Source organism: Pseudomonas sp. yb_5 (genome assembly GCF_043103865.1).
Taxonomy (GTDB): domain Bacteria; phylum Pseudomonadota; class Gammaproteobacteria; order Pseudomonadales; family Pseudomonadaceae; genus Aquipseudomonas; species Aquipseudomonas putida_Y.
The window spans coordinates 25,171-49,431 of sequence record NZ_JBICKE010000102.1 but is presented as its reverse complement, the minus strand read 5'-3'; the positions used below and the strand labels follow the sequence as shown (position 1 = coordinate 49,431).

Here is a 24,261-nt window from a genome sequence, read left to right as displayed (position 1 = left end):
ATCTGAACCGCCGTGTACGGAACCGTACGCACGGTGGTATGAGAGGACGGCGGGTGTGAGCCCGCCTCCTACTCGATCAGAACGGCACCGCCACGGTCAGTTGGCTGTACACATTGGTACCATTGCCGCCAACCTGGTTACCACCGTTATCCTGATCCTTGCGCGGTTTGTACAGACCTACCAGAGGGCTGATGATCAGGTGCTCGTTGACGGCCCACTCCAAGTACAGGTCGAGTTCGCGGGCATCGAGGTTCAAGCTGTCGCGGGTACGCAGCGTATCAAAATCAAAGTAGAGGGCTCCGACTGTGAGGTTTTCCAAGGGGTTGGCTTTCAGGCCAATATGATGAATGCCAGTGTTGCTGTTGAACGGACCGGCATAGTTGGCAGCAACTTCCCCTTGGAACCAGGTGCCGTAACCACTGGACAAGCCGCTGAATAGAGGATCCCATTCGGCAGAGTAGCGGGTGTAGCGGTAGGTCAACTGCGGAGCCCAAGGCAAGTCTGTAAAGGTGTAACCCGCCTGCAGGTACCAAGCATTTTCTGGTCCGCCGTGTTTATCCTGCCAAGCATATTCAAAGGCGAAGCTAGCGTTTTCGACGCCAGCGCTACCTTCGCCACGCACGCTGTATACATCCATGCCTTCGCGAGCCTTCTGGAAATCGCTGGCCCACTGGTCGGTGACATCGATGCCGTGAATCCAGTTCAGGCCCAGGGTGCCCAGAGCGTGGGTGTAGTCCAGCGTACCGGCAGCAAGTTCGGTTTCGGCCTGGGCACGGTTGTCGGATTTGAGCCACAACAGGCTGCCGTGCAAACCGTCTTGGCCGCCCAGGCGCAGTATTGCAGTGCGGTCGAAAGCATGGCGCGCTGCCAGGTAGTAGGCGCCCCCCCGATCCAGAGCACCGTCGGCTACACCGTTGCCCAGGTTCGGCCCGTCGTCGTTGATCAGGAAGCCACTGCCCAGGCGGATCACCTGGCGGCCGGCGGAAACATCTACACCATCCTTACCCAGTAGTGGCACCAGGTCGCCCGAGCGCCAGCCCAAATAGGCGTCCTCGATCTTGGTGGTGCGTTCTGAGCCGTCAGTGTAGCCGGCGGCATCACCGTCACCCCACGTCGCGGAACTTACCCAGTTCAATGCTCCATACAAGGTGCCATTGCCAGCGAGGCCCTGGTCGCCACTGAGCCCATACTTGATGAAGCCCTCCCGCCAGGTTGAGCCTCCTGACGTGCCATCATAGTTCTTGCGGCTGTTGAACATACCCCAGACCGCGAGCATGTCAGCATTCAAATGGCTGTCCTCGTCGGCGTACAGTTCGTAAGCCGGCGCGACCTGGCTGGTGAGCAAGGCCGCTAGGGCCAGGCTCGACAGCGTTTGCGGTTTGACCATTGCACTTCCCTCGTTGTCAGTCGCCTTTGACAAGACGCTTTCTTGTACGTGGGCACCCGAATTGGCGGGCGCCGTCGCGGTTGGCTGCGACGGCTTATTAGTGCGTGAGGTGCAGGTCGAGGTCTTGTTTCTGGCTGCCAAGACGCTTGCACGCCTTGGCCACGCACAGATTTACAGCGTTCGATCAGGCTTGCAGAAGGGCTGCAACATGATGGGCGGCGGCCTTGGCGCAGAGTGTGTCGATGGCCTCGCTGGCACCAGACACGCCTATCGCCCCGATGACCTGTCCGGCATGGAGCAAAGGTTCACCGCCACCGAACAGGGCCATCCCTGGTTGCAGCGGTAAACCATTGCGCACCGCCTCGGAGCAGTGCTCCAAGCGTTGCCCCCAGTCAGCTGTGGCAATGCCGAAACTTGCAGCGGTAAGCGCTTTGCGCAGCGCTATGGCATGTGCAGGAAGTGGTGCACCGTCCATATGCGCAGTGTGGATCGGCAGGCCACCACCATCAACGATTGCCAGGCTGACCCTGACCTGCTGCTGAGTGGCTGTGTCGAGCGCCGCCTGTAGCGCCTGCATGGCCAGGGGGAGGGTGAGGGTGAGTTTTTCGCGTAGCCAATGCGACATGTCATGCCCCCTTAATAGCGGATCATGACCGATTTGAGCTCGGTAAAATCGTCGATGAACGCCGAACCAAACTCACGGCCGATGCCGGAAGCCTTTATGCCACCAAACGGTACAGCTGGGTCGAGGAGGGTGTGCATGTTGACCCACAGTGTGCCAGCTTGGATTTCCGGAATAAGGCGCATGGCCTTGCCCAGGTCGTTGGTCCACAGGCTGGCACTGAGTCCGTACGGCGACGCGTTCATCAATTGAAGCAGTTCTTCTTCCGTGTCATAAGGCAGGAAGGTCGCCACCGGGCCAAAAGTTTCCTGATTGAGCAAGGTATCGCTGGCGGACTTGGCAAGAATCACTGTCGGCTCGACGAAGCATCCTGGGCCATCTCCGATGCGCCCACCGTGGATGATCTGGCTACCCTCTGCGCGAGCCGTGGAGAACAGTTCTGCAAGCTTCAGCTGGTGCGGCTTGTTGGCTACCGGGCCGAACTGCGTGGTTTCGTCTAGCGGGGACCCTACCTTCAACTGGCTCAGGCGTTGGGAGAGGGCTTCGAGCAGTGGGTCGATGCGGGAGCGGTGCACATAGAAACGCTCACCGGCGGCACAAATCTGCCCCGAGTGCAGGAAGCCGGCCTCGATAATGCCGTCGACGGCTTTGTCCGGGCCAACGTCTGGCAGGAACGCCACGGCGTTCTTGCCGCCCAGTTCTAGAGTGGCACGGGTGAGCTTCGCGCCCATGGCAGCTTGGCCGACAGCAATGCCCGTAGGTACGGAGCCGGTGAACGATACCTTGTCGGTGCCCGGGTGCTCGATCAGTGCCTTGCCCACATGGCCAGCGCCAGTCAGCACGTTCAACGCACCCGCCGGTAAGCCTGCTTCAGTGGCAAGCTCGGCGATACGCAAAAGCGTCAGGGGCGTGAACTCGCTGGGCTTGATGATGATGCTGCAGCCGGTGGTCAGCGCCGAGGCCAACTTCCAGATGGCGATCATGGTCGCGAAGTTCCATGGCACGATACCGACGACCACGCCGATTGGCTCGCGCAGGGTGTAGGCGCTGTAGCGCTCACCAGCGAACGAAGGCAGAGATGGGGTGATGGTCTGGCCAGTGATCTTGGTCGCCCAGCCAGCGTAGTAACGTAGGAAGTGTGCGGCCTGCTCGACTTCGAATGCGCGCGAAATGCCGATCAGCTTGCCCGATTGCAGGGTTTCCAACTGGGCCAACTCTTCACGATTGGCTTCAAGCAGGTCGGCGAGCTTGAAGAGTACACCAGCACGTGCTGCTGGGCTGGTATGCGACCAATTGGTGAAACCCTGGCGCGCCGAGTCCACTGCACGGTCGACATCGGCTTCGTCGGCGTCGGCGATTTGAGCGATGGTTTGGCCATTGGCTGGGTTGACTACCGCTAAGCGGTTTGAGGACTCGCCGACGACAGTCTGGCCATGAATGTACAGGCCATGATCACGCGCCAGGAAGGCGGTGACTGCAGGCAGCAGGTTGATATCGCTCATGGTGCGCAAACTCCGGGCAGTGTAGAAGGGAATGCTGGAGCCTAGCGTGTTGTCCCGCTCGACATCTTGTCTGAGCCTGTCACCCGCATGACGCTGAGTGCCAGCGTCTTGGGGGGCGTCCGTTTTGGTACGCCGAGCGACGGCGACTGCCTGCGAGATACGTCGCAAACCCAGAGCTTGCGACGTATCTTTGACTCAGGCCAGTTGCAAGGCCAGTGTGTCCAGCAACTCGCGTTGAAACGCGCACGCCTGCGGATTCGGCTGTTGAGCCTGGATAAATTCCAGCATGGGGTCGATTACTCCTGTGCGAACTCCGCTGAGCGCTTCGAGTGTCGCCAGTCCGCAGAAGGGCACATAAGCTTCGGAATACCCGCCTTCATGCACCAGCACCAAACGTCCGCCACACAAACGGTCGGCAAGGTCGCGCATGCGCTGAGTCATGGCCCGGAAGGACTCGCTGTGCAGCAACATCCGCGCCAGCGGGTCAACGGCATTGGCATCGTACCCACATGCAACGACGATCAGCTCTGGCTCGAAGCGTTCGATGGCAGGGATGATCAGCTTATCCATCGCATGCAGGTAGGCATCATCACCGCTTCCCGGCAGCAGTGGGACATTGAGATTGGTGCCCCATCCATCGCCTTGACCCCGGTCGGTTTCGCCACTGTACCCCGCCGGAAAGCAGCCCTGCTGGTGCAGAGATATGGTCAGTACATCGCCACGTTGCTCGTAGATCGATTGGGTACCGTTGCCATGGTGCACATCCCAATCCAGCACTACCACTCGACCCAGCCCGTATCGGGCTTTTGCAGCTTCGATCGCTACAGGAATATTGGCAAGGAAGCAGAAGCCCATGGCTTGGTCGGCCAGGCAATGATGTCCTGGAGGTCGTGATAGAGAATAGGCATTGCTGGCTTCACCCAGAAGCACGCACTCGACGGCAGCGATGGCCAGACCAGCTGAGAGCTTGGCGATCTCGTAGCTGCCTGGACCGATGGGCGCATGAGGTCCCAGGGTGCCTCCGCCCGCATCGCTCAGTGCCTTGAACTGCTCGAGATACCGTTCCGTATGTACTCGCAGCAGGTCTTCCTCGCTAGCGGGCGCTGCGCTTCTAACGTCCAGTTGACGAGTCAGCCCGCTGACATCCATGAGATTCTTCAGACGGCGCTTGGTCTCGGGAGACTCGGCATGCCCTGCAGCAGCAGGTGGCTGCACCCAGCCCCCGACCGGGATGGTAAGTGCGTGTAGTCCAGCACTATGCCAGAGGCTCAATTCGTCGAAAAAGAATGCAGTCTTTTGAGTCATAAGATCTCCATTGAGCATTAAAGTGGGGTAGGGGTGCGGCAGGCCATGGCGAGCAGCAGGGATATCAACGTCAGGAAGGCGGCCCCAAGCAGGGTGGACTGATATCCCCCACTGTTTTGTATAAGGTGCCCAGCGACCGCCGGCCCGGTCGCCAGGCCGGCGCCGATCACCAGGTTGGAGAGATTCATCAGGCGGCCCGAAGGATCGAGTTCAGCTATGCTGGCGAGGACCATCGGAAGGACGAAGGTCCAGGTGAATTTGAAGGTCAGCGCGGCGAGCGCGAACCGTTGCGGCTCAGGCTGACCTTGCAGGAGCAACACGGCAAGGATCATCAGGCCATATCCCCCCAGTAAGGAGAGCGTCCGCGGCAGTCGGTCACCAACCCACGACGCCAAGCCTGCCCCTAGAATTCCCATTACAGTGGCTATGGCCAGAATCCGGCCGCTATCGTAGGCACTGATCGAGGCAGACTCGGCCAGTGAGCCTATGAACGTCCAGACACCGCTCAGGCTCAGATAGAAGGTGAAGATGGCTGCCATCCCAAGCAGTGCCTTGCCAGTACGAAGCTGTCGAATATTGCCAAGGGCACTTTGCAACAGGTGTCCGGGGAATGCGCATGTCATTGGCAGAAGCAAGAGCATCAGCGCTGCCAGAATCAGATAGCACGCCCCCAGTCCGTACACGGTGAACAAGCCTGGCAGGACCTGCAGGCCAATGGCGCCCAGCACCAGTTGCCCCAGCACCCACAGCGCATAGATCCGGCTGGAGTTGGGCAGTGATGCTGCGCAGCTCATGCAGAGGATCATTAGTGAGCCGCCCCCTAGAGCTGTCATGCCCCGCAGGATGATCAATGGCGCGTAGCGCTCGGCTTGAGCGGATAGCAGGTTGCCGATGATAAATAGCAAGGCCGAAACCAAGGCAGCGTGGCGCAGATTGACACGTTTGAGCCAAAAGGCTGCAGGGATCGTCGCAAGGCTCATGGCACCAAGCTCGACCATGAACAAGTTGCCGATCTGCGAGGGCGTCAATCCCCATTGACTGGCTAGCTGAGCTGCCAAGATCGGCGCAGTCATCAGGACGGATGGCACAACGGCGGCAAACAGGACAATAGCACTCAAAAGCCTCCATCGCGGGACTATGCGCAAAGGAGAGGTAGCTGGTGTTTCCATCGGCTGGGTCATTGACGGAGCTCCGAAAGGGTCAGAAGACATGGACAAGGCGTAACAGCGTCTGGCTGCCGTGGTAGCTGTTATCGCTGTCCACATCCTGGGTGAAAGCGACCAGCGCCTGATTCTGCCGATCAAGCCAATGCCCAACCTCAAGCCCCACCTGGGTCACGCGCTTATGGGTGTTGTCGATGCGTTGGCCGTTGATACGTAATTCACCACCGTCGGCGTGGATCAGCCGCAGCGCGCCGTAGGTCTTCTGGCTGAAGTCATATGAGGCGAACGCCTGTAGGCGATAGAGAGGGTCTTGTTCGAGATCGCTGCCGAAGTAGTCATCGTTCTTGCCATACACTTGGGCTTCCAGGTTCGCCTCTAGCACCCATCTGTCACCCACGCCTTGGGTATGGTTGAGGATGAAATGTCCCGCCCAGCGATTTGCTCCGGGCGATACGTCAGGGTTGTGGCTGTGGTATTCGCCCACAGGCAAGGTGATGAGGCTGAGGAGGCCGGTGTAAGTTCGGGTGGCCGGCTCATTCACTAGAAACAGCGTGCCACCGACCTGCGGATCGCCGATCCCGCTTTCCTCACTACTCTGCGAGGCGCCTGGCAAGCGAGCGTCAATGTCTACCAGTGGCACGATGAACTGTGGCGTGCACAAAGTTCCGCACACATCGGTGAAGACCAGTTGGCGCCAAGCGAAGGCGTTTACCTGGAGGTTTGCTTTGCCATTGCTATCTGCCGCCCCGTGGTACTCGCTGTTGCGAGTCATTGGCATGTAGAACACGCCTAGCGTGGTGCCAACCGGGGCGCTGAAGAAATCCCTGGCGTTAAGGTCAGCAGCCTTGCACGCCCCGCTTGTCAGACCAGTTATCAGTGTGAGCTGGAGAGCGCCGGCCAGCCAATTCGTATGCTTGTTCATTACGCATTCTCTTGTGATTATTGGATCGAACTTCCCGGCAGATTTCAGGCACGAACGTGCCTGGGCCGCTCAAGACGAGCAGCAAAAAAGGGGGCGGAGGATTAGCGATTGTCAGCCAGAGTTATTGCGCAACAGTTGCCCGATACGGGCCTTGTCCTTGACGCCGAGCTTGCTGTAGATGGAGCGAATATGGTGGCGCACGGTGTTTGGGGCTAGTCCTAGGTCACGGGCGACCTCCTTGTATGTCCTGCCTTCACCGAAGCTTGAGGCGACCTCATGCTCGCGTGGGCTGAGCGTTTCCAGCGGGTTCTGCTGCCGCCCTGCGATCAGGAAAAGGTCACCGGCATTTGAGATGCTTAGGTGTATTCGGTCGATGGCGGTTTCACCAGTCTCAATGGCAATAGGCAGACTAGGTCCGCTCCACTTTGGCCAACCTTGCAGCAGTAGCGCGATGAAGCCAGGTTCGGCGCAATGCAGCGTACCGTGGCGGTCACACACGGCTAGTGCAAGGTTCTGAGGGTTGCTCAGGGTTTCGCGGGCAGCAATCAACGTTCGGATGCGGTTGGCCGCGACAGCTGCGGACAAGTGAGGCATGAGGGTTTCCAGGAGCAGACCGTCCTGCGGACTGAACGATGCAGAGTCCGGGCTGCGATACAATGTCAGATGCTCGGAAAGCCGAGTTATCGGATCGCTCACGATGATGCACATCAGTTGGCCGATGTGGTGCTTGGCTCCGAGCCAGGTCAGGCCAGGTGTAGCGCCCATGTCGATGACCACAGCGTGGCCAGGATGGCTGTGCACACTCTCGATGGTGACGTCGTCGTGGCTGATTGATTGCCAGTCCAGGAGATACTGAACTGGAAGCTTGAAAAGCTGCGTACTGCGTTCCACCGGCACCCCGTTGATCAAAGCGGCCAGCCCCCACCATGCCTTGTCGAACGTAATGAGTTCACTTAGACGTTCAATCATCAGGCTATGGAAGTGCTCAATGCTCTGGCTCTGTGCCAAGCGCTGGATGTCTAGCAGGGTGCTACTGAAAGCACTCAGTGTTTGGGCGAGACGATCGCTCATACGGGGAGTCTCCGGGCGATTTTTTATTATTGCTGGCAGGCACTTCGAATGTGTTCATGTCGAGTGGATTGGTTACCAGTATTTGACCAGGCAGCCGTGGGTGCCATCCTACAGATGCGGGATAAGCGGGTCTCTGGTGAACTGGCCATCTGGCAGGCTGTAACAAGAGTTCAGGCAGGCAAAGGCAAGACTGCGGGGCACGCAGGGCGCACAGTGCAGGTACATGGAGGTAGGTCGGGCCTGCATGTGGAATGGTCCGCTTACCCTCTACCAGCCAACACTGAAGCCAAGGTCTTGATCAAGATGTCATTCAACAATAAGCTCACTGAGCACCTCAACCAAGGCACAGTCGGTTTCCCTACCGCACTCGCCAGCACCGTCGGGCTGATCATGGCCAGCCCCGTAATACTCACTGCGACCATGGGCTTCGGCATCGGTGGCGGCGCGTTTGCCATTGCCATGGTCATCGCCGCGTTGATGATGTTGGCGCAGTCAACCACCTTCGCCGAGGCGGCCTCGATACTGCCGACCACCGGCTCGGTTTACGACTATATCAACTGCGGCATGGGCCGCTTCTTTGCCATTACCGGCACGCTTTCAGCCTACTTGATCGTGCATGTGTTCGCTGGCACTGCCGAGACCATCCTGTCTGGGGTGATGGCGTTGGTGAATTTCGAACACCTCAACACGCTCGCTGAGTCCGCAGGCGGTTCTTGGCTGTTGGGAGTCTGTTTTGTGCTGTCGTTTGCGGTACTGAACGCGTTCGGCGTCAGCGCTTTCAGTCGCGCTGAAGTGATCCTCACCTTCGGCATGTGGACGACCCTGATGGTGTTCGGTGTGCTGGGTCTGATCGCCGCCCCTGCGGTGGAGCTGGAGGGCCCGTTTGGCGCCTCTCTGGTAGGCTCTGATGTGATGACCATCCTTTCACTGATCGGCATGGCCATGTTCATGTTTGTCGGCTGCGAGTTCGTGACGCCGCTTGCGCCCGAACTGCGTCGCTCGGCCTGGGTATTGCCACGCGCCATGGCGTTGGGCCTGTTTGGTGTGGCCAGTTGCATGTTCATCTACGGCGCGGCAATGAAGCGCCAAGTGGAAAACGTCGTACTCGATGCCGCCACCGGCGTACACTTGCTGGACACGCCCATGGCCATTCCGCGCTTTGCCGAGCAGGTGATGGGTGACATCGGCCCAGTTTGGCTGGGTATCGGCTTTTTGTTCGCCGGTGCGGCTACCATCAACACGCTGATGGCCGGGGTGCCGCGCATTCTTTACGGGATGGCGGTAGACGGAGCGTTGCCTAAGGTCTTCACCTACCTGCATCCGCGCTTCAAGACGCCATTGCTGTGCATTCTGGTGGTTGCACTGATCCCGTGCCTACATGCCTGGTACTTGGGTGGCAATCCAGACAATATTCTGCACTTGGTGCTGGCTGCCGTATGCGCTTGGAGCACGGCCTACTTGCTGGTGACCTTGTCGGTGGTGATCCTGCGTATCCGTCGCCCAGATCTGCCGCGGGCCTACCGTTCGCCGCTGTTCCCGTTGCCGCAAATAATTTCAAGTGCGGGCATCATCATCGGCATGCTGTTTATCACACCGCCTGGAATGAACCCGGCGGACGTTTACGTGCCGTTTGCCATCATGCTTGGCGGCACGGCAGCCTACGCGCTGTTCTGGTCTCTGTGTGTGCAGAAGGTCAACCCGTTCAAGCCTGCCCGGGTTGAGGATGTACTGGAAAAAGAATTCGCCGCCGAACCAGGCCACGCTCCGGAGCGTCCGCAACATGATCAGACATTTGCGTGAAAGGCTGCTGGTGCCTCAGGCGCCTTCAGGTTATAGGCCCGGTGTCACCTTGGGGCATTTGCTGCGTAATCTTGGGCCGCTGGAAATACAGCGGACGGAAGCGGGTGTCGCGCAGGTGCGTCTGCGCCCTGGGGAGGGGCAGGTCGAGGTACGTGAGAACGTAGAGGCGCACCTGCTAATGCATGTGGTGACCTGCGAGTTTCGCTTGAGCGTGCCTGCCCTGCAACAGGGCGAAGTACGGTTGGAGCTGCGCCATACCGGGGCATTTCGGCGCACCGGCATAGCTTGCGTGTTCCGGGGCGGCGAGCAGGCTTTCTTTGCCCGAATACGCGATCATTTTGACAGAGATGCGGCCTTGTTGGCGGCGCTGATGCCGCTGGACTTCAAGCGGCTGACTCTGGAGTGCAGCAAGGGCCAATGGCAACTTGCCCTGGAGCATATGGGCGGAAGCGAGGTGGTCAACCGGATGCCGGCGTTTCGTCGCTACATTCAAGTAAGTCCGCAGCAGCGTTCTCATTTGCTCGCCAGCCTGTCTAGCTTCACTGAGATTCTGCAACGCATCTGAAGCGAACTGGCATATCCTTTGCTGAAGTGTACTCGACTAACTGTGACAGTTGTGCGGCCATTGTTAACATGTTATCAATGGCCGCATAACAACAATTCGCGTCGAGGCCACTATGCAGACTCAACAACCCGACCATCAGGGACTTGATCGCTGGACCGCTGCCATGCAGGGCATTTGCGGCCGTTTTGAAACGGAATTGGCTGGTAATCATTCACTCTTCATTGGAGATGTCTCAGCTCATACGCGTGCTGGCTTGCCAGTCGCATCTTTGCGCACGAATGCCGGCGTCATTCGGAGGCTGGGTGATAATGCGGCCCTGGATGATGATCAGCACTGTTTTCTTGTCCTGCAGCGGTCGGGTCGCTCTACGGTCGAGCAGGGCGGTTTGACCATTCACCTGTCGCCCGGTGATCTCATGCTCATGGATTCGGTGGGGCGCTGCGAAATCAAACCAGTTGGCCTGATTGAGCATGTTTCGTTGGCGCTGTCACGCGAGCAGGTGCGTAAACAGGTTCTCGGCAGAGGGAATCTGGTAGGAAAGATCTCATCCAGCAACGCGTGTGGGCGCATGCTTCATGTGTTGATGGATCAGATGTGCAAGGATGAGAATACCGGCGAAGACTGTACCCAGGGCGCTGCGTTAGAAGCAGCATTCACCGCTCTTTTAGAGCCGGGCCTTGAGTTTGGAGAAGGAAACCTTTGCAGCGTAGACGCGCTTAACGGCGGCAATATGCGTAGTTATGTGCAGAAGGTGATTGATAAATCGTTGTCACAGCCCGGATTGACGCCTGCTGCTTTGGCTAGCGGGCTTAACATTTCAGTGCGTCACCTCTATCGTTTGTTCGAAGAGGAAGGTGACAGCGTGTGCCGGTACATTCAACGTGCCCGGCTCAAGCGCAGTGCCGAAGATCTCGCCAATCCGTTCTTCATGAGTGAGTCGATTACGTCAATCGCCTACAAGTGGGGCTTCACTGACTCTGCTCATTTCAGCCGTTCGTTCAAAAAGCAGTATGACCAATCACCAAAGGACTACCGTGCCACAGCTATGGGGACCTCCTTGCGCTAACTCACCGCAAAAACTAAACGGCGCCAGCGCTTGTAGCGCTGGTGCCGTTTTTATTACCTGCTTCCGTTACGCCACGGCAAAGTAGTGCTTGACGAACGACTCGCTCAAAATCTCCCACAGCACTGGCGTGCCCTTGGTCACGAACCAGGCATCACCGGCTTTGTAGCGAGTGACCTTACCTGTGGACTCGTCAGTCAGTTGGATTTCGCCTGTGACGATTACCGCCTGCTCGTTAAACGGGTAGACCATGCGGAATTTGCCGCGCGTGGTGCCAAAGTAAGCGCTGCTGACGGGGTCGGTGGGCGCTCCGTGGGTCATTTTGCCAAAGGCTTTGACTTCGCCTTCCAGGATTTCCGAGCCCAGATCGGCAACGGTGCCCCAGGCATCGAGTTCGGACAGTTGTATGCCTTGCTTGGCAGCAGTGAGGGTCATGGCAGTTCTCCAGTGGGTGAAAGATACGGTCAGCGGCGGCCGTTGAAATAGCCCGAAAGCTGGTGCACGGTCTTGCCGGCGGTTAGCAGCAGTGGGCGAAAGTGGTCCTTGCCGAGGATCCGTGCATGCTTGACCGAACTGATCAGGTCGTAGCGCGATGAGCCTTCGTGCATGCCCTCGGCGAGAATCTTGCAAATGATGTGGCTGGGGGTGACCCCGAAGCCGGAATAACCCTGCACGTAAAATGCGTTGGGGCGATTGCTGAGGGTGCCGATCTGCGGGAACAGGTTGGCGCTTGTGGCCATTGGACCACCCCAGGCGAGGTCGATCCGCACATCCTTGAGGTAGGGGAAGATCTTCAGCATCAAAGCGCGGTTCCAGGCCTTGAGATCCAGCGGGATGTGCTCGATGAACGGCGTGGCGGCACCGAACAGCAGGCGGTTTTCGCGGGTGACGCGGTAGTAATCGATCACCGGGCGGATATCGCTGTAGGCGCCGCGGATCGGGCTGATACGCTGTATCAGTTCTTCCGACAGTGGCTCAGTCATCATCTGGAAGGCGTAGGTGTTGATGGTGCGCGCGTGCAGCTCCGGTTCCATTTTGTTGAGGAAGCTATCGCAGGCCCACAGCAGCTTGCTGGCTCGCACCGAGCCGCGGCCGGTGCGCACCTTGATGCGCTCGCCATAGGTCACTTCCAGCGCCGGGCTATGCTCAAAGATTCGCGCACCATGGCCTATCAAAGCTTGGGCTTCGCCCAACAGCAGATTGAGCGAATGAACATGGCCGCCGCCCATGTGCAGCAGGGCGCTAGTGTAGGCGTCGCTGCCGATGATCTGCTTGACCTCAGCGCCACCCAAAAAGCGGATCTCGTCATGGGTGTTGATCGACTTGAAGTCTTTCTCCCATGCTCGCAAGGTTTTTTCCTGGCGTTTGTTGAAGCCCATGTAGCCATAGCCATGGCAGAAGTCGGCATCAATGTTGTAGCGCGCTATGCGCTCCTTGATGATGCCGGCGCCCAGTTCGCTGATCTCGAAAATCTGCTTCAGCCCTTGGTCACCGACGCTGCTTCTGATCTTTTCCAGGTCATGGCCAATGCCGGCCATGATCTGCCCCCCGTTGCGCCCGGTACCGCCAAAACCCAGGTAGCGGGCTTCGAGCACCACAACATTGGTGACACCTTTTTCCGCCAGTTCCAGTGCTGTGTTGATACCCGAGAAGCCGCCACCGATGACCACGACATCGGCGTCGATGTCGCTTTCTAGGGTGGGGAAGCTAAGGTTGTATTTTTTGGTCGCGGTGTAGTAGGTCGGGGTCTCGATGTTGATCATGACGCAGCCTGCTGAATTGGAATTGTGATAGGGCCTTTGCCGAGGCGGTGCACGTGGTGCCATTGAGCACCTAACGATAGGTAGGCGTCTTGCCTTAGCCTGCCATGGAGTTTTATCTGCCTGCCACCTGGCAGTGTAAGGGGAGGCTTGACGTCTGCCGCAGACTCCTTGATCATGGATGTCATGAACATGTTAATAAATCTACCACGTTACCGTCGTTACGCCACCTCAACCTGAGGCGGTCGTGGCTGCGTGCACGTCATCCGCCCGAGGCGGCTGGACGTGTGTCTCGCTCCTCGGGCTTCACCCAGGAGTTGTCATGAGCGACCAACATTACGATCTGATAGGCCACCTGCAAGCCAGGGGCTTCATTCACCAAAGCACGGACCTCGAAGGATTGCGCACACATTTGCAGGAAGGACCGCGCACGTTCTACTTGGGCTTTGATGCCACAGCCGACAGCCTGCATGTCGGCCACCTGCAGGGTTTGATGCTAATGCGCTGGCTGCAGAAGGCCGGGCACCGTCCGATCCTGCTGATCGGTGGCGCGACAACGCGTATCGGTGACCCAAGCTTCCGGGACGAGAGCCGACCGATACTCGATGAGGCGCAGATTCAGGCCAATATCGCCGGCATCACGCGGACTTTCGGGCGCTACCTGCATTTGGGTGAGGGCGCGGGCTTCGTGGTCGACAACGCGCAGTGGCTCGATGGTATCGGCTATCTGCAATTCCTCGACCAGGTCGGGCGGTACTTCTCGATTAATCGTCTGTTGACGTTTGACTCGGTGCGGCAACGCTTGGATCGGGAACACTCGCTGTCATTTCTAGAGTTCGGTTATACCCTGCTGCAGGCCCATGACTTTACCGAGCTGGCTCGCCTGCACGACTGCACCCTGCAACTGGGCGGTGCCGACCAGTGGGCCAACATCATCAACGGCGTCGAGCTGGCCCGGCGCCGTGATCAACGTCAGTTGTTCGGTCTGACCATGCCATTGTTGACCAATAGCGATGGCAAAAAGATGGGCAAGTCGCTCAACGGCGCAATATGGCTTGACGAGCGTCGCTTGCCGAGTTTCGACTTCTGGCAGTTCTGGCGTAATTGCGACGATCGGGACGTACCGCGCTTTCTGGCCCTGTTTACTGAACTTTCGCTGGAGCGGATCGCCGAACTCACGCGCGAGGGTGGTGCGGCCTTGAACCAAGCCAAGGCCCTGCTGGCCGATGAGGTGACTGCATTGGCGCACGGCGCTGAGGCAGCGAATGCTGCGCGAGAGGCTGCCAGCGGCGTGTACGGGGAGGGTATTGGCAATGGATTGACCACCATTACCGTGGCTCGCAGCGCGCTGCAAATCCCGAGCCTGGCTGAGGTACTTGTGCAGGCCGGCCTGCAACCGTCGCGTGGTGCGGCAAGGCGTCTGGCGCAGGGCGGTGGCTTGCGCCTGGATGGTGAGGTGGTGCAATCAGTGGACGCCGATCTACCACCTGGCCAGCAACAATGGCGTGTCAGCTTGGGTAAGAAGCGCCATTACCACCTGCTTATCGAGTAATTGATTAATGTATTAATGAGCGCGTGCTGGCATACTCGCCGGCACGCTTTTTATCGACGAGCTCGAAGCACGCATGACCACGCCACGACCCTCACTTACGCTGACGCTACTGCAGGCTCGCGAAGCCACCATGGCGTTCTTCCGCCCTGCGCTGAACGCCCACGAGCTAACCGAACAACAATGGCGAGTCATTCGTATCCTGCGTCAGCAGGGTGAGTTGGAAAGCCATCAGTTGGCAGAGCTTGCCTGTATTCTCAAACCGAGCATGAGCGGCGTGCTCAAGCGCCTTGAGCGCGACGGTATTGTCGCACGGCGCAAGTCTTCTGAAGACCAGCGGAGGGTGTTCATCAACCTCACGGTCAAGGGACAACAGGTGTTTTTGGCCATGAGCGAGGAAATGGGCCGCAACTATGACAAGATCCTGAGTCAGTTCGGCGAGGAAAAGCTTCAGCAACTGACCCGACTGCTCGAAGAGATGAAGAGGATCAAGCCTTAAGCCGCGTGACTGGCCCTCGCCTCAGTGGTTCAGCGACAATGAGTCGTCAAGGATTTTCAATAGCGATGCCGCACGTCGTGCATAGACGGCGGGGTCGGCGTACATCAGTTCCACATGCAGGCTGTCGATGATGCCCAGATAGGCATCGGCATAGACCTCCAGGCGAGTGCTTGCCAAGTCAGCCCAGCTGTAGCGCGCATGGAGCGCTTGGCAAAAACCTTCGCGTACGCCGTCCAGATATCGCTCGAACCCTGAGGTGACAGCCACCTTGATATCGACCGGAGGCAGAAACGCTGTGCGCAGGATGAAACGCAGGTTCTGCGACTCTCGGTAGCGCTCGGCGAGGTGAAGCACAAGCCAGTGCCCAGGCGCCACAGCGCCCGCCGCCTCCTCTCGAAAAGCGCTCTCGACGAAACGGGTTTCAACTTCCAGTGCCCGCTGAAATGCTTCTAGGAACAAGGCATCCTTGTTAGCGAAGTGCGCGTAGAGCGAGGCTTTACGCATGCCTGCCAGTTGAGCGATCTCATTCAACGAGGAGGCGTCGTAACCGAATGCCGCGAAGTGGCCGACAGCGGCGTCGCAAATACGTGCCGCAGAGGGGGAAAGCGCTTTCAACGAGGTCACTCCATCAATGGCGCGGGTAGGCCACGCGCGCTTCGAGGGGATTGTGGTGGCGACTGGAGCAGGGGTCAATCGCTTCGAAGCGAAGCAGGGGGCGATACCATGGAAAGTGCAATTTTCCCCTCGTAACGTGCATTTCTCGACAACTGCCACCGCCACATACTGAACGCGTCATTGAGACTATTCGGCTGCCCGCTGCCGCACAGAGGGTTGCACGCTGGTTATCCAATAATAAAGAGACCGTTCATGAAAAAGCCAAATCCTTTGCTGGAAGACCTCAAAGCCATCCTGCCGGCCATTGCTGCCAATGCCTTTAAGGCTGAGCATGACCGCAGTGTTCCAGCAGAGAACATCGCCTTGCTGAAGAGTATCGGCATGCATCGCGCTTTTCTGCCTAAGCAGTACGGTGGCTTGGAAATTTCCTTGCCGCAGTTCGCCCAGTGCATCGCTTTGCTGGCCGGCGCGTGCGCCAGCACCGCTTGGGCTATGAGCCTGCTGTGCACCCATAGCCACCAGATGGCGATGTTCCCGGCAAAGTTGCAGCAGGATGTATGGGGCAGCAACCCGGACGCCACGGCCAGCAGCAGCATCGCGCCTTTCGGCCGCACCGAAGAGGTGGAAGGTGGTGTGACTTTCAGTGGCGAAATGGGCTGGAGCTCCGGCTGCGATCACGCCGAGTGGGCGATATTGGGCTTCCGTCGCCCTAACGCCGAAGGTTCTCAGGATTACTGCTTCGCTGTATTGCCTCGCAGCGATTATGAAATCCGTGATGACTGGTATGCGGTGGGCATGCGTGGCAGTGGTAGCAAGACGCTTATCGTACGCGACGCTTTCGTGCCCGAGCACCGCATCCAGAAGGCCAAGGACATGATGGAAGGCAAGTCCGCCGGCTTCGGTATGTACCCAGACAGCAAGATTTTCTTCGCTCCATATCGCCCTTACTTCGCAAGCGGTTTCTCTACCGTCAGCCTGGGCATTGCTGAGCGCATGCTGGAAGTGTTCCGCGAAAAAACGCGCAACCGCGTGCGTGCCTACACCGGTGCGGCGGTCGGTGCAGCCACGCCAGCCCTGATGCGCCTGGCTGAGTCCACCCACCAAGTTGCTGCCGCACGGGCGTTGCTGGAAAAGAGCTGGGACGAGATCGCGGAGTACAGCGAACGTCATGAATACCCATCGCGCGCCACCTTGGCGTTTTGGCGCACCAACCAAGGCTACGCGGTGAAAATGTGCATCCAGGCGGTCGATCGCCTGATGGAAGCAGCCGGTGGCGGCGCTTGGTTCGAGACCAACGAACTGCAGCGACTGTTCCGTGATTCGCACATGACCGGTGCACATGCCTACACCGACTATGACGTCTGTGCGCAGATCCTTGGCCGCGAACTGATGGGGCTAGAGCCTGACCCGGCGATGGTTTGATCGCCAAGCGGCTGATCCCCCACAACAACCACAACAACAAACAGTGGCAGGCCCGTTCGGCTTGCCCGGGAGTCTTGCATGTCCAATTCAACCTCTGTGACCGATTTCGATACCCGTGCCTTCCGCCGTGCCTTGGGTAATTTTGCTACTGGCGTGACCGTGGTCACCGCAGCCGGGCCGAGTGGCCGCAAAGTTGGCGTCACAGCTAACAGCTTTAACTCGGTGTCACTGGACCCTGCACTAATTCTCTGGAGCATCGACAAACGTTCCACCAGCCACGAGGTTTTCGAGGAAGCTTCACATTTTGCTGTGAACATCCTCGCGGCTGATCAGATCGACCTGTCCAACAATTTCGCGCGTCCCAAGGAAGATCGTTTCGCCGGCATTGACTACGAGGAGGGGGCCGGTGGTGCGCCGCTGTTCGCCGACTGTTCGGCGCGCTTCCAGTGTGAAAAGTTTCAGCAACTGGACGGCGGCGATCACTGGATTCTGGTCGGTAAGGTTGTGGCCTTCGATGACTTCGGTCGCTCGCCGCTGTTGTATCACCAAGGTGCTTACTCGATGGTGCTTCCGCACACCCGCATGACCCAACGGGCCGAAGGGCAGGCGCCGAGCAGTCACTTCCAGGGTCGTCTGCAGCACAACCTGTACTACCTGATGACTCAGGCCTTGCGTGCCTACCAAGCCGACTATCAGCCACGCCAATTGTGCACCGGCCTGCGCACTAGCGAAGCGCGCATGTTGATGGTGCTGGAGAACGATGCTGGACTCAGCGTGAGCGACCTGCAGCGCGAAGTGGCGATGCCCGTGCGTGAGATCGAAGAGGCCGTAGCCAACCTCAAGCGCAAGGGGTTGATCGCTGACGACGACGGCCGTGTGCGGCTGTCTGAAAAAGGGGTGGATGAAACCGAAGCGTTGTGGGGCATTGCCCAGGAGCAGCAGGATAAGGTGTTCGGGCAATTCAGTGCAGAGCAGTTGGATACCTTCAAGACCGTCCTCAAAGCCATAATCCAGATGTGAGAATGGCCTTGAACGACAACGGCGCCTATCGGGCGCCGTTGTCGTTTTCAGTGGTAGCGAAGACTTAGTAGACACCGTCGCCGGTACTGTTCACCGCAGGTATATCCTTGAACTTGCCCGCCAAGTCCCGCAGTCCGCGCATGAGCACGGTGGTATCGACGCCGACTGCGACAAAGGCTGCACCCAGTTCGATATAACGACGAGCCAACTTCTCGTCGGCGCTGAGAATGCCTGCCGCTTTGCCGGCCTTACCGATGCGCACAATGGCATCTTCGATCGCTGCCTGCACTTCAGGGTGCCCTGGATTACCACGGTGGCCCAGGGCAGCACTGAGGTCAGCAGGGCCGATGAACACGCCATCGACCCCGTCCACTGCGACGATTTCGTCCAAGTTGGCTAGGCCTTCCTTGTTCTCTATTTGCACCAGCAGACACATCTGCGCGTCCGCGTGGTCCAAGTAGCCGGCGATGCTGTTCCAGCGCGACGCCCGCGCCAATGCACTGCCCACGCCACGTACGCCGGTCGGCGGGTAGTGCACGGCTTTGACCAGTTGCCGCGCCTGCTCGGCGCTTTCGACCATCGGTACCAGAAGGGTTTGAGCACCTATATCCAGCACTTGCTTGATCAATGCGGTATCGCCGACCACTGGACGTATCACGGCCTGGCTAGGGTAGGGCGCCACTGCCTGTAACTGCGCGAGCATGCCGCGCAGGTCGTTGGGTGCATGTTCACCATCGATGAGCAGCCAGTCGAAGCCGGCATTGGCGGCCAGTTCGGCGCAATAGGCATCGGCCAGGCCGAGCCATAGGCCGATCTGAACCTGGCCGCTGCGCAGGCGTTTTTTGAAATGGTTGATAGGCATGTCCATGGTCAGTCCTCAGATGAAGCGGCAGGCGATTGAGCCAAGCATGTCGTAGTCGACGTGGAAGGTGTCTCCAGGACGAGCGGCTACAGGGCGAGTGAACGAACCACCGAGAATGATCTGGCCAGGCTGCAGGGTGACGTCGTACGGCGCCAGTTTGTTGGCCAGCCAGGCGACACCTTTGGCTGGGTGGTTGAGCACCGCGGCACTCACACCGGACTCCTCGATCACGCCATTGCGGTACAGCACTGCCGGCACCTTGCGCAGGTCTATGTCTGTGGGGCGCACTGCCCGCCCCCCCATGACCACACCAGCATTGGCGGCGTTGTCGGAGATGGTGTCGAACACCTTGCGGGTGACTTGGGTCTGCGGGTCGACTTGTTGGATACGGGCGTCGATGATCTCCAGTGCCGGGATCACCCACTCAGTGGCCTCCATTACATCGAAAACGGTGACTTTGGGGCCCTTGAGTGGTTTGCCCAAGATGAACGCCAGCTCTACCTCTACCCGTGGCACGATGAAACGATCAAAGGGGATGTCGCTTCCTTCGTCGAACAACATGTCGTCGAGCAGGGCGCCATAGTCGGGTTCGGTGATGTTCGAAGATACCTGCATGGCGCGTGAGGTCAGGCCGATCTTGTGTCCTACCAGCTTGCGGCCAGCGGCGATCTTCTTGGCTACCCAGGCGCGTTGGATGGCGTAAGCGTCTTCGATGGTAATCGCTGGCTGCTCAATGGAGAACTGGCGGATCTGCTCGCGCGAGCGCTCTGCTTGGTCGAGGCGTTCGGCGGCCTGCTGGATGAAAGCGTTATCAAGCATGGTGACAATCTCTGTGTTCAAGGGTTGACGATGGCGGCCCGGGTGCGCAGCACCAGCAGGCCACCTAGGGTGATGAAGCAGGCGAGCGCGTAGAGCGCGAGACTTGCACTTTGCGTGGTGTCGCGCACCCATCCGATGAAATAGGGCGCCGCGAACGAGGCGATGCTGCCCAGTGAACTGATCAGGGCAATACCAGCAGCCTGGGTGCGAGCATTGAGGAACGCTGGTGGTAACTGCCAGAACATCGGCAAGGCCGCGCTGGCTCCCATGCCCGCCAACACCAACCCGCCCAATACTGGCCAAGGTTGCTGCGGGGCCAGGCCGGTGATGCCGATACCGGCTGCGGCCATCAGAAGCGGCACGCACAGATGCCAGCGGCGCTCGCGCTGGCGGTCGCTGGAGCGGCCGCACGCGAGCATGAACACGCAGCCAGCCAGGTAAGGTAGGGCGCTGAGCATACCGACGCTCGCGTCGCTGCCGATGCCAGCACCATGAATAAGGCTGGGCATCCAGAAGGCCAACGTGTTGACTGCCAGCATCACAGCGCAGTACACAGCCACCAGCAGCCAGATCGCCGGGCTGGAAAAGACGCCGCCCAAGGATGTCACGGTTTTGCGCTGCTCTTCGCTGCCGAACTGGGCGCGCAATGCAGCCTTCTGCCGGTCGTCGAGCCAGTGCACCAGCTCGAAGCGTTCAGGCAGTGCAGCCAGCACCAACAAGCCCAGTAGGATCACTGGCGCGCCTTCGAGTAGGAACATCCACTGCCAGCCACGCAGACCAGCTGCGTCGTGCATGAATGACAGGATCGCCCCTGACAACGGCCCGCCAACCACCCCGGCAAGCGGCACGGCGATGGCGAACAATGCGGTGACCTGGGCTCGGCGTCCGGCGGGGTACCAACGATTGAGGTAGACCAGGATGCCCGGAAAGAAACCAGCCTCTGCGGCACCCAGAGCAAAGCGCAGCAGGTAGAAAGCGCTGCTGCTCTCGATCAGCAGCATACTGGCCGACAGCGCCCCCCATACCACCATCAGCGTGGCGATCCAGCGGCGTGGGCCGATGCGCTCGAGCATCAGATTGCTAGGCACGCCGAATAATGCATAGGCAATGAAAAACAGTCCGGCGCCCAGCCCGTAGACCGTGTCGGACAGCTGCAGGTCTTGGCTCATCTGCATCTTGGCAAAGCCGATGTTGATGCGGTCGAGGTGGGCGAACAGGTAGCAGATCAGCAGCAACGGCATCAGCCGCCAGGTGACCGCGCGGTGGGTCGCGTCGGCCAGTTCGGCCTGAGTGTGGGCCGGAGAGGCATGTTCGAGTGTGCTCATTTTTTTGTACTTGTTGTGTGATGAAGCAACGGGCGGCCTGAAATCAGGCCGGGCGATTGAACAGCGGGTGCAAGGTGCTGTGTTTGGCGTCATAGACTTGCTGAGCGCTTTCGTCGATCTGCAGGGTGATGCCAATCGGCCGCTGCAGCAGCAGTGCATCCAGACGCTGCTTTAAAACCTGCAGCAGGCTATCGCCGACCGTTTTATGTACGGCGGGGCTTCGGCCACTGCCCATGCGCAGGTTGGCGTACATGAACCCGTAGTCGCCGTTACCGTCTGCCACTGCGCAATGGGCGGCAGGGTAGGCAAGTACGCGGGTTCCACCGGTTGGGAAGACCGACTTGCCGGTTTCGTCGTGCTGTTCGAGCATGCAGTCGGCGAGTGCGCGGCACAGGCCGGGGATATCGGCATCGGCTTCCAGGTCGGGGGTGTAGAGCAGAACCAGGTGTGGCATGAGGTGCTTCCTTGTGGCGAGGGCACCAGGCCGCCAAGCGGTGGCCTGGCAAATGGGTCAGAGTCGGCTGGTGGAAACCACACCCGCCGGATTTGCTGCTTGCGCAGGCGGTATCGCCGAGCCGTCCTGAGGCGTGATCGGGAAGATAGCGTTGATCTGCCCGGTACCCGATGAACCGAAGTACGGGGTCACCACCTCAGCCCTACCGTCGTACTTCGACCAGCCGAGTACACCCAGCAGCATCGCCGTATCGTGCATGAACCCTTCACCGTGGCCTTTGGCCGCGTACTCAGGAAGCATCCCGCAGAACGCTTCCCATTCTGCGTTCTCCCACATTTTCACCACACGGTGATCCAGAGTTTCGAGGAACGGGCTCCAGACTTTGGTGGCAAAGTCTGGCGCCTGGCCGTTCTGGGCGAAGCGGTGGGAAAGCGAGCCACTGGCAAAGAACGCCACGGTGCCGTCGTAGTGGTCTTCCACTGCCTTGCGCATGGCCCAGCCGAGACGGGCGCTGTCGGCCAGGTAGTGCGATGTGCACAGCGCCGAGACCGAAATCACTTTGAAGTGCTGGTCCTGGTTCATGTAGCGCATCGGGACAAGGGTGCCATATTCAGGCCCCAAAGTAGTGGCGTGGTGGGCCATGGTCTCGATGCCGAAGCGATTGCAGGCTTCGCTCAAGATCAGGCCCAGGTCCTTGTTGCCAGGGAACTCATAGGCCATGTTGCTGATGAAGTGAGGCAGTTCGTTGGAGGTGTATACCCCCTGGAAGTGCTCGCCACACAGAATGTGGTAGTTGGCATTGACTAGCCAGTGGGTGTCGAACACGACGATGGTGTCCACACCCAGCTCACGGCAGCGGCGGCTGATCTCGTAATGCCCGTCGATCGCGGCCTGGCGAAATCCCTGGCGAGGGCCAGGGATTTCCGACAGGTACATGCTGGGCACGTGAGTGATCTTTGCCGCTAGGGCCACTTTACCCATGATCAGACTCCTTATTGTTGGAGATCCCGCGGCGCTGAGCGGATCAGGTTGTCGTCAGAACATTGGCCCGCCCGGCGCGTTGGGTTAAAAGTCACACGCCCCAGCGCGGGATGTGGTGGCTACCCATGGAAATGCAGACGTTTTTGATTTCGGCGAACACTTCGAAGCTGTACTGTCCACCTTCGCGGCCGGTGCCCGAGCCCTTCACACCACCGAACGGCTGACGGAGATCGCGCACGTTCTGGCTGTTGATGAACACCATGCCGGCTTCAATGCTGCGGGCCAGGCGATGAGCCTTGCCAATGTCCTGGGTCCAGATGTAGGAGGCCAGGCCGTACTCGGTGTCGTTGGCCAGTTGCAACGCTTCGGCTTCGTCTTTAAATGGGATAAGGCAGACTACTGGGCCAAAGATTTCTTCTTGGGCAATGCGCATTTTGTTGTTCACGTCAGCGAACACAGTAGGCTGAATGAACTGCCCCTTGGAAAGGTGTGCCGGCAGGTTTGCCGGGCGCTCTAGGCCGCCCGCGACCAGGCGCGCGCCTTCCTCCATGCCGATCTTGATGTAGCCAGTCACCTTGTCGTAGTGCGCCTGAGTGATCATCGAGCCGACTTGGGTCTTCGGATCGGTTGGGTCACCAACAATCAGGCGCTTGGCGCGGGCTGCGAACTCAGCGACGAACTGCGGGTACACGCTTTCCTGGATAAAGATGCGGCTGCCGGCAGTGCAGCGCTCACCATTGAGCGAGAAAATGGTGAACAGAGCGGCGTCCAGGGCGCGGTCCAGATCGGCGTCTTCGAAGATCACCACTGGCGACTTGCCGCCCAGTTCCATCGAGTATTTTTTCAGGCCCGCGGTCTGCATGATCTTGCGCCCGGTAGCGGTGCCACCGGTGAAGGAGATCGCGCGAACGTCCGGGTGACGCACCAGGGCGTCGCCAGCCGTGGCGCCGTAGCCCTGGATCACGTTGAGCACGCCATTCGGGATGCCGGCCTCGACCGCGAGGCGGCCCAGTTCGTTGGCAGTCAGCGGCGACAGTTCGCTCATCTTCAGTACCGCAGTGTTGCCCAGAGCCAGGCACGGCGCGGTCTTCCAGGTGGCGGTCATGAACGGCACGTTCCACGGCGACACCAGACCGCACACGCCGACCGGCTGGTACAGGGTGTAGTTGAGCATCTGGTCGTCCACCGGGTAGGTGTGGCCGTCCATGCGAGTGCAGACTTCGGCGAAGAAGTCGAAGTTATGCGAGGCACGCGGGATCAGTACGTTCTTGGTCTGGTGGATCGGCAGGCCGGTGTCGAGGGTCTCCAATTCCGCCAGCTTCGGAACGTTCTGGTCGATCAACTCACCGAGCTTGCGCATCAGGCGGGCACGTTCCTTGGCGGGGGTGTTGGCCCACTTGGGGAACGCTTCCTTTGCCGCGGCCACAGCTTGAGCCACTTCCTCGGCGCCGCCGCTGGCGACTTCGCAGATGGCTTCGCCCGTGGCAGGGTTGTAGTTGACGAAGGTGTCTTTGCTCTCGACCTCACGGCCGTTGATCCAATGTTTGATCATGCT

Annotated in this window: 23 protein-coding genes; 7 read left to right on the top strand and 16 right to left on the bottom strand. The window is 59.3% G+C overall.

The genetic code is table 11. The features are described from left to right. Positions 1–76: 76 nt before the first annotated feature. From ACF8GF_RS18220 to ACF8GF_RS18190, 7 genes are all read right to left on the bottom strand, one after another. On the bottom strand, positions 77–1,387 hold the full coding sequence (locus tag ACF8GF_RS18220) for a hypothetical protein (RefSeq protein ID WP_392488292.1): 1,311 nt from the start codon (positions 1,385–1,387) through the stop codon (positions 77–79). Positions 1,388–1,571: 184 nt separating this feature from the next. Further along, positions 1,572–2,012: a heme-binding protein gene (locus ACF8GF_RS18215; protein ID WP_392488291.1), complete on the bottom strand. Its 441-nt coding sequence runs from the start codon at positions 2,010–2,012 to the stop codon at positions 1,572–1,574. Between the two features lie 11 nt (positions 2,013–2,023). Further along, positions 2,024–3,511, bottom strand: a complete 1,488-nt coding sequence (locus ACF8GF_RS18210) for an aldehyde dehydrogenase family protein (RefSeq protein ID WP_392488290.1) — start codon at positions 3,509–3,511, stop codon at positions 2,024–2,026. A 195-nt stretch (positions 3,512–3,706) separates the two neighbouring features. Next, complete coding sequence (locus ACF8GF_RS18205; protein WP_176684740.1) at positions 3,707–4,816, bottom strand: class II histone deacetylase; 1,110 nt, start codon at positions 4,814–4,816, stop codon at positions 3,707–3,709. A gap of 17 nt (positions 4,817–4,833) precedes the next feature. Then, on the bottom strand, positions 4,834–5,997 hold the full coding sequence (locus ACF8GF_RS18200; protein ID WP_392488289.1) for a nitrate/nitrite transporter: 1,164 nt from the start codon (positions 5,995–5,997) through the stop codon (positions 4,834–4,836). Positions 5,998–6,016: 19 nt separating this feature from the next. Next, entirely contained in the window at positions 6,017–6,901 is an 885-nt protein-coding gene (locus ACF8GF_RS18195) for a transporter (protein WP_176684738.1), read from the bottom strand. Positions 6,902–7,012: 111 nt separating this feature from the next. Then, positions 7,013–7,972 carry a LuxR C-terminal-related transcriptional regulator gene (locus ACF8GF_RS18190; RefSeq protein WP_392488288.1) on the bottom strand — a complete coding sequence of 320 codons (960 nt, stop codon included), beginning with the start codon at positions 7,970–7,972 and terminating at the stop codon, positions 7,013–7,015. A 303-nt stretch (positions 7,973–8,275) separates the two neighbouring features. Here ACF8GF_RS18190 and ACF8GF_RS18185 point away from each other — a divergent pair, with 303 nt between their 5' ends. The 3 genes from ACF8GF_RS18185 (at position 8,276) to feaR (ending at position 11,403) form a co-directional block, all read left to right on the top strand. Next, positions 8,276–9,772 (top strand): APC family permease, encoded by a 1,497-nt coding sequence (locus ACF8GF_RS18185; RefSeq protein WP_176684736.1) that lies wholly within the window; start codon positions 8,276–8,278, stop codon positions 9,770–9,772. Positions 9,773–9,821: 49 nt separating this feature from the next. Further along, positions 9,822–10,337 (top strand): DUF3156 family protein, encoded by a 516-nt coding sequence (locus tag ACF8GF_RS18180; RefSeq protein ID WP_392519752.1) that lies wholly within the window; start codon positions 9,822–9,824, stop codon positions 10,335–10,337. A gap of 112 nt (positions 10,338–10,449) precedes the next feature. Continuing rightward, on the top strand, positions 10,450–11,403 hold the full coding sequence (feaR, locus tag ACF8GF_RS18175; protein ID WP_176684734.1) for a transcriptional regulator FeaR: 954 nt from the start codon (positions 10,450–10,452) through the stop codon (positions 11,401–11,403). Between the two features lie 66 nt (positions 11,404–11,469). Here feaR and ACF8GF_RS18170 read toward each other — a convergent pair whose 3' ends face one another. Together ACF8GF_RS18170 and ACF8GF_RS18165 are read right to left on the bottom strand one after the other, a co-directional pair. Beyond that, positions 11,470–11,835, bottom strand: a complete 366-nt coding sequence (locus ACF8GF_RS18170) for a cupin domain-containing protein (protein WP_392488286.1) — start codon at positions 11,833–11,835, stop codon at positions 11,470–11,472. 29 nt (positions 11,836–11,864) lie between these two features. Further along, positions 11,865–13,163, bottom strand: a complete 1,299-nt coding sequence (locus tag ACF8GF_RS18165) for an FAD-binding oxidoreductase (protein ID WP_176684732.1) — start codon at positions 13,161–13,163, stop codon at positions 11,865–11,867. Between the two features lie 319 nt (positions 13,164–13,482). On the opposite strand from ACF8GF_RS18165, the gene tyrS reads away from it, so the two are divergent. Both tyrS and hpaR read left to right on the top strand, forming a co-directional pair. Further along, positions 13,483–14,712 (top strand): tyrosine--tRNA ligase, encoded by a 1,230-nt coding sequence (gene tyrS / locus ACF8GF_RS18160; RefSeq protein WP_392488285.1) that lies wholly within the window; start codon positions 13,483–13,485, stop codon positions 14,710–14,712. A 73-nt stretch (positions 14,713–14,785) separates the two neighbouring features. Then, a complete protein-coding gene (hpaR, locus tag ACF8GF_RS18155) occupies positions 14,786–15,208 on the top strand; it encodes a homoprotocatechuate degradation operon regulator HpaR (protein ID WP_176684730.1) in 423 nt (140 codons plus the stop codon). Positions 15,209–15,229: 21 nt separating this feature from the next. Here the strand turns inward: hpaR and ACF8GF_RS18150 are convergent, their stop codons facing one another. Further along, positions 15,230–15,823 (bottom strand): TetR/AcrR family transcriptional regulator, encoded by a 594-nt coding sequence (locus tag ACF8GF_RS18150; protein ID WP_176684729.1) that lies wholly within the window; start codon positions 15,821–15,823, stop codon positions 15,230–15,232. A gap of 252 nt (positions 15,824–16,075) precedes the next feature. Between ACF8GF_RS18150 and ACF8GF_RS18145 the strand changes: the two genes are divergently transcribed. Beyond that, positions 16,076–17,245: a p-hydroxyphenylacetate 3-hydroxylase oxygenase component gene (locus tag ACF8GF_RS18145; protein ID WP_176684728.1), complete on the top strand. Its 1,170-nt coding sequence runs from the start codon at positions 16,076–16,078 to the stop codon at positions 17,243–17,245. Positions 17,246–17,323: 78 nt separating this feature from the next. Further along, positions 17,324–18,265 carry a p-hydroxyphenylacetate 3-hydroxylase reductase component gene (locus ACF8GF_RS18140; RefSeq protein ID WP_176684727.1) on the top strand — a complete coding sequence of 314 codons (942 nt, stop codon included), beginning with the start codon at positions 17,324–17,326 and terminating at the stop codon, positions 18,263–18,265. Positions 18,266–18,329: 64 nt separating this feature from the next. Here ACF8GF_RS18140 and hpaI read toward each other — a convergent pair whose 3' ends face one another. The 6 genes from hpaI to hpaE all read right to left on the bottom strand — a co-directional run bounded on the left by hpaI (position 18,330) and on the right by hpaE (position 24,258). Further along, the gene (gene hpaI, locus ACF8GF_RS18135) at positions 18,330–19,133 is read right to left on the bottom strand and encodes a 4-hydroxy-2-oxoheptanedioate aldolase (RefSeq protein ID WP_176684726.1); all 804 of its coding nucleotides are present in this window, start codon (positions 19,131–19,133) and stop codon (positions 18,330–18,332) included. Positions 19,134–19,142: 9 nt separating this feature from the next. Continuing rightward, on the bottom strand, positions 19,143–19,946 hold the full coding sequence (gene hpaH, locus ACF8GF_RS18130) for a 2-oxo-hept-4-ene-1,7-dioate hydratase (RefSeq protein ID WP_392488284.1): 804 nt from the start codon (positions 19,944–19,946) through the stop codon (positions 19,143–19,145). Between the two features lie 17 nt (positions 19,947–19,963). Continuing rightward, a complete protein-coding gene (locus tag ACF8GF_RS18125; RefSeq protein ID WP_176684724.1) occupies positions 19,964–21,271 on the bottom strand; it encodes an MFS transporter in 1,308 nt (435 codons plus the stop codon). A 43-nt stretch (positions 21,272–21,314) separates the two neighbouring features. Beyond that, on the bottom strand, positions 21,315–21,725 hold the full coding sequence (locus ACF8GF_RS18120) for a 5-carboxymethyl-2-hydroxymuconate isomerase (RefSeq protein WP_176684723.1): 411 nt from the start codon (positions 21,723–21,725) through the stop codon (positions 21,315–21,317). A gap of 57 nt (positions 21,726–21,782) precedes the next feature. Next, positions 21,783–22,706, bottom strand: a complete 924-nt coding sequence (gene hpaD / locus ACF8GF_RS18115) for a 3,4-dihydroxyphenylacetate 2,3-dioxygenase (protein WP_176684722.1) — start codon at positions 22,704–22,706, stop codon at positions 21,783–21,785. Between the two features lie 91 nt (positions 22,707–22,797). After that, positions 22,798–24,258: a 5-carboxymethyl-2-hydroxymuconate semialdehyde dehydrogenase gene (hpaE, locus tag ACF8GF_RS18110; protein WP_176684752.1), complete on the bottom strand. Its 1,461-nt coding sequence runs from the start codon at positions 24,256–24,258 to the stop codon at positions 22,798–22,800. Positions 24,259–24,261 lie beyond the last annotated feature (3 nt).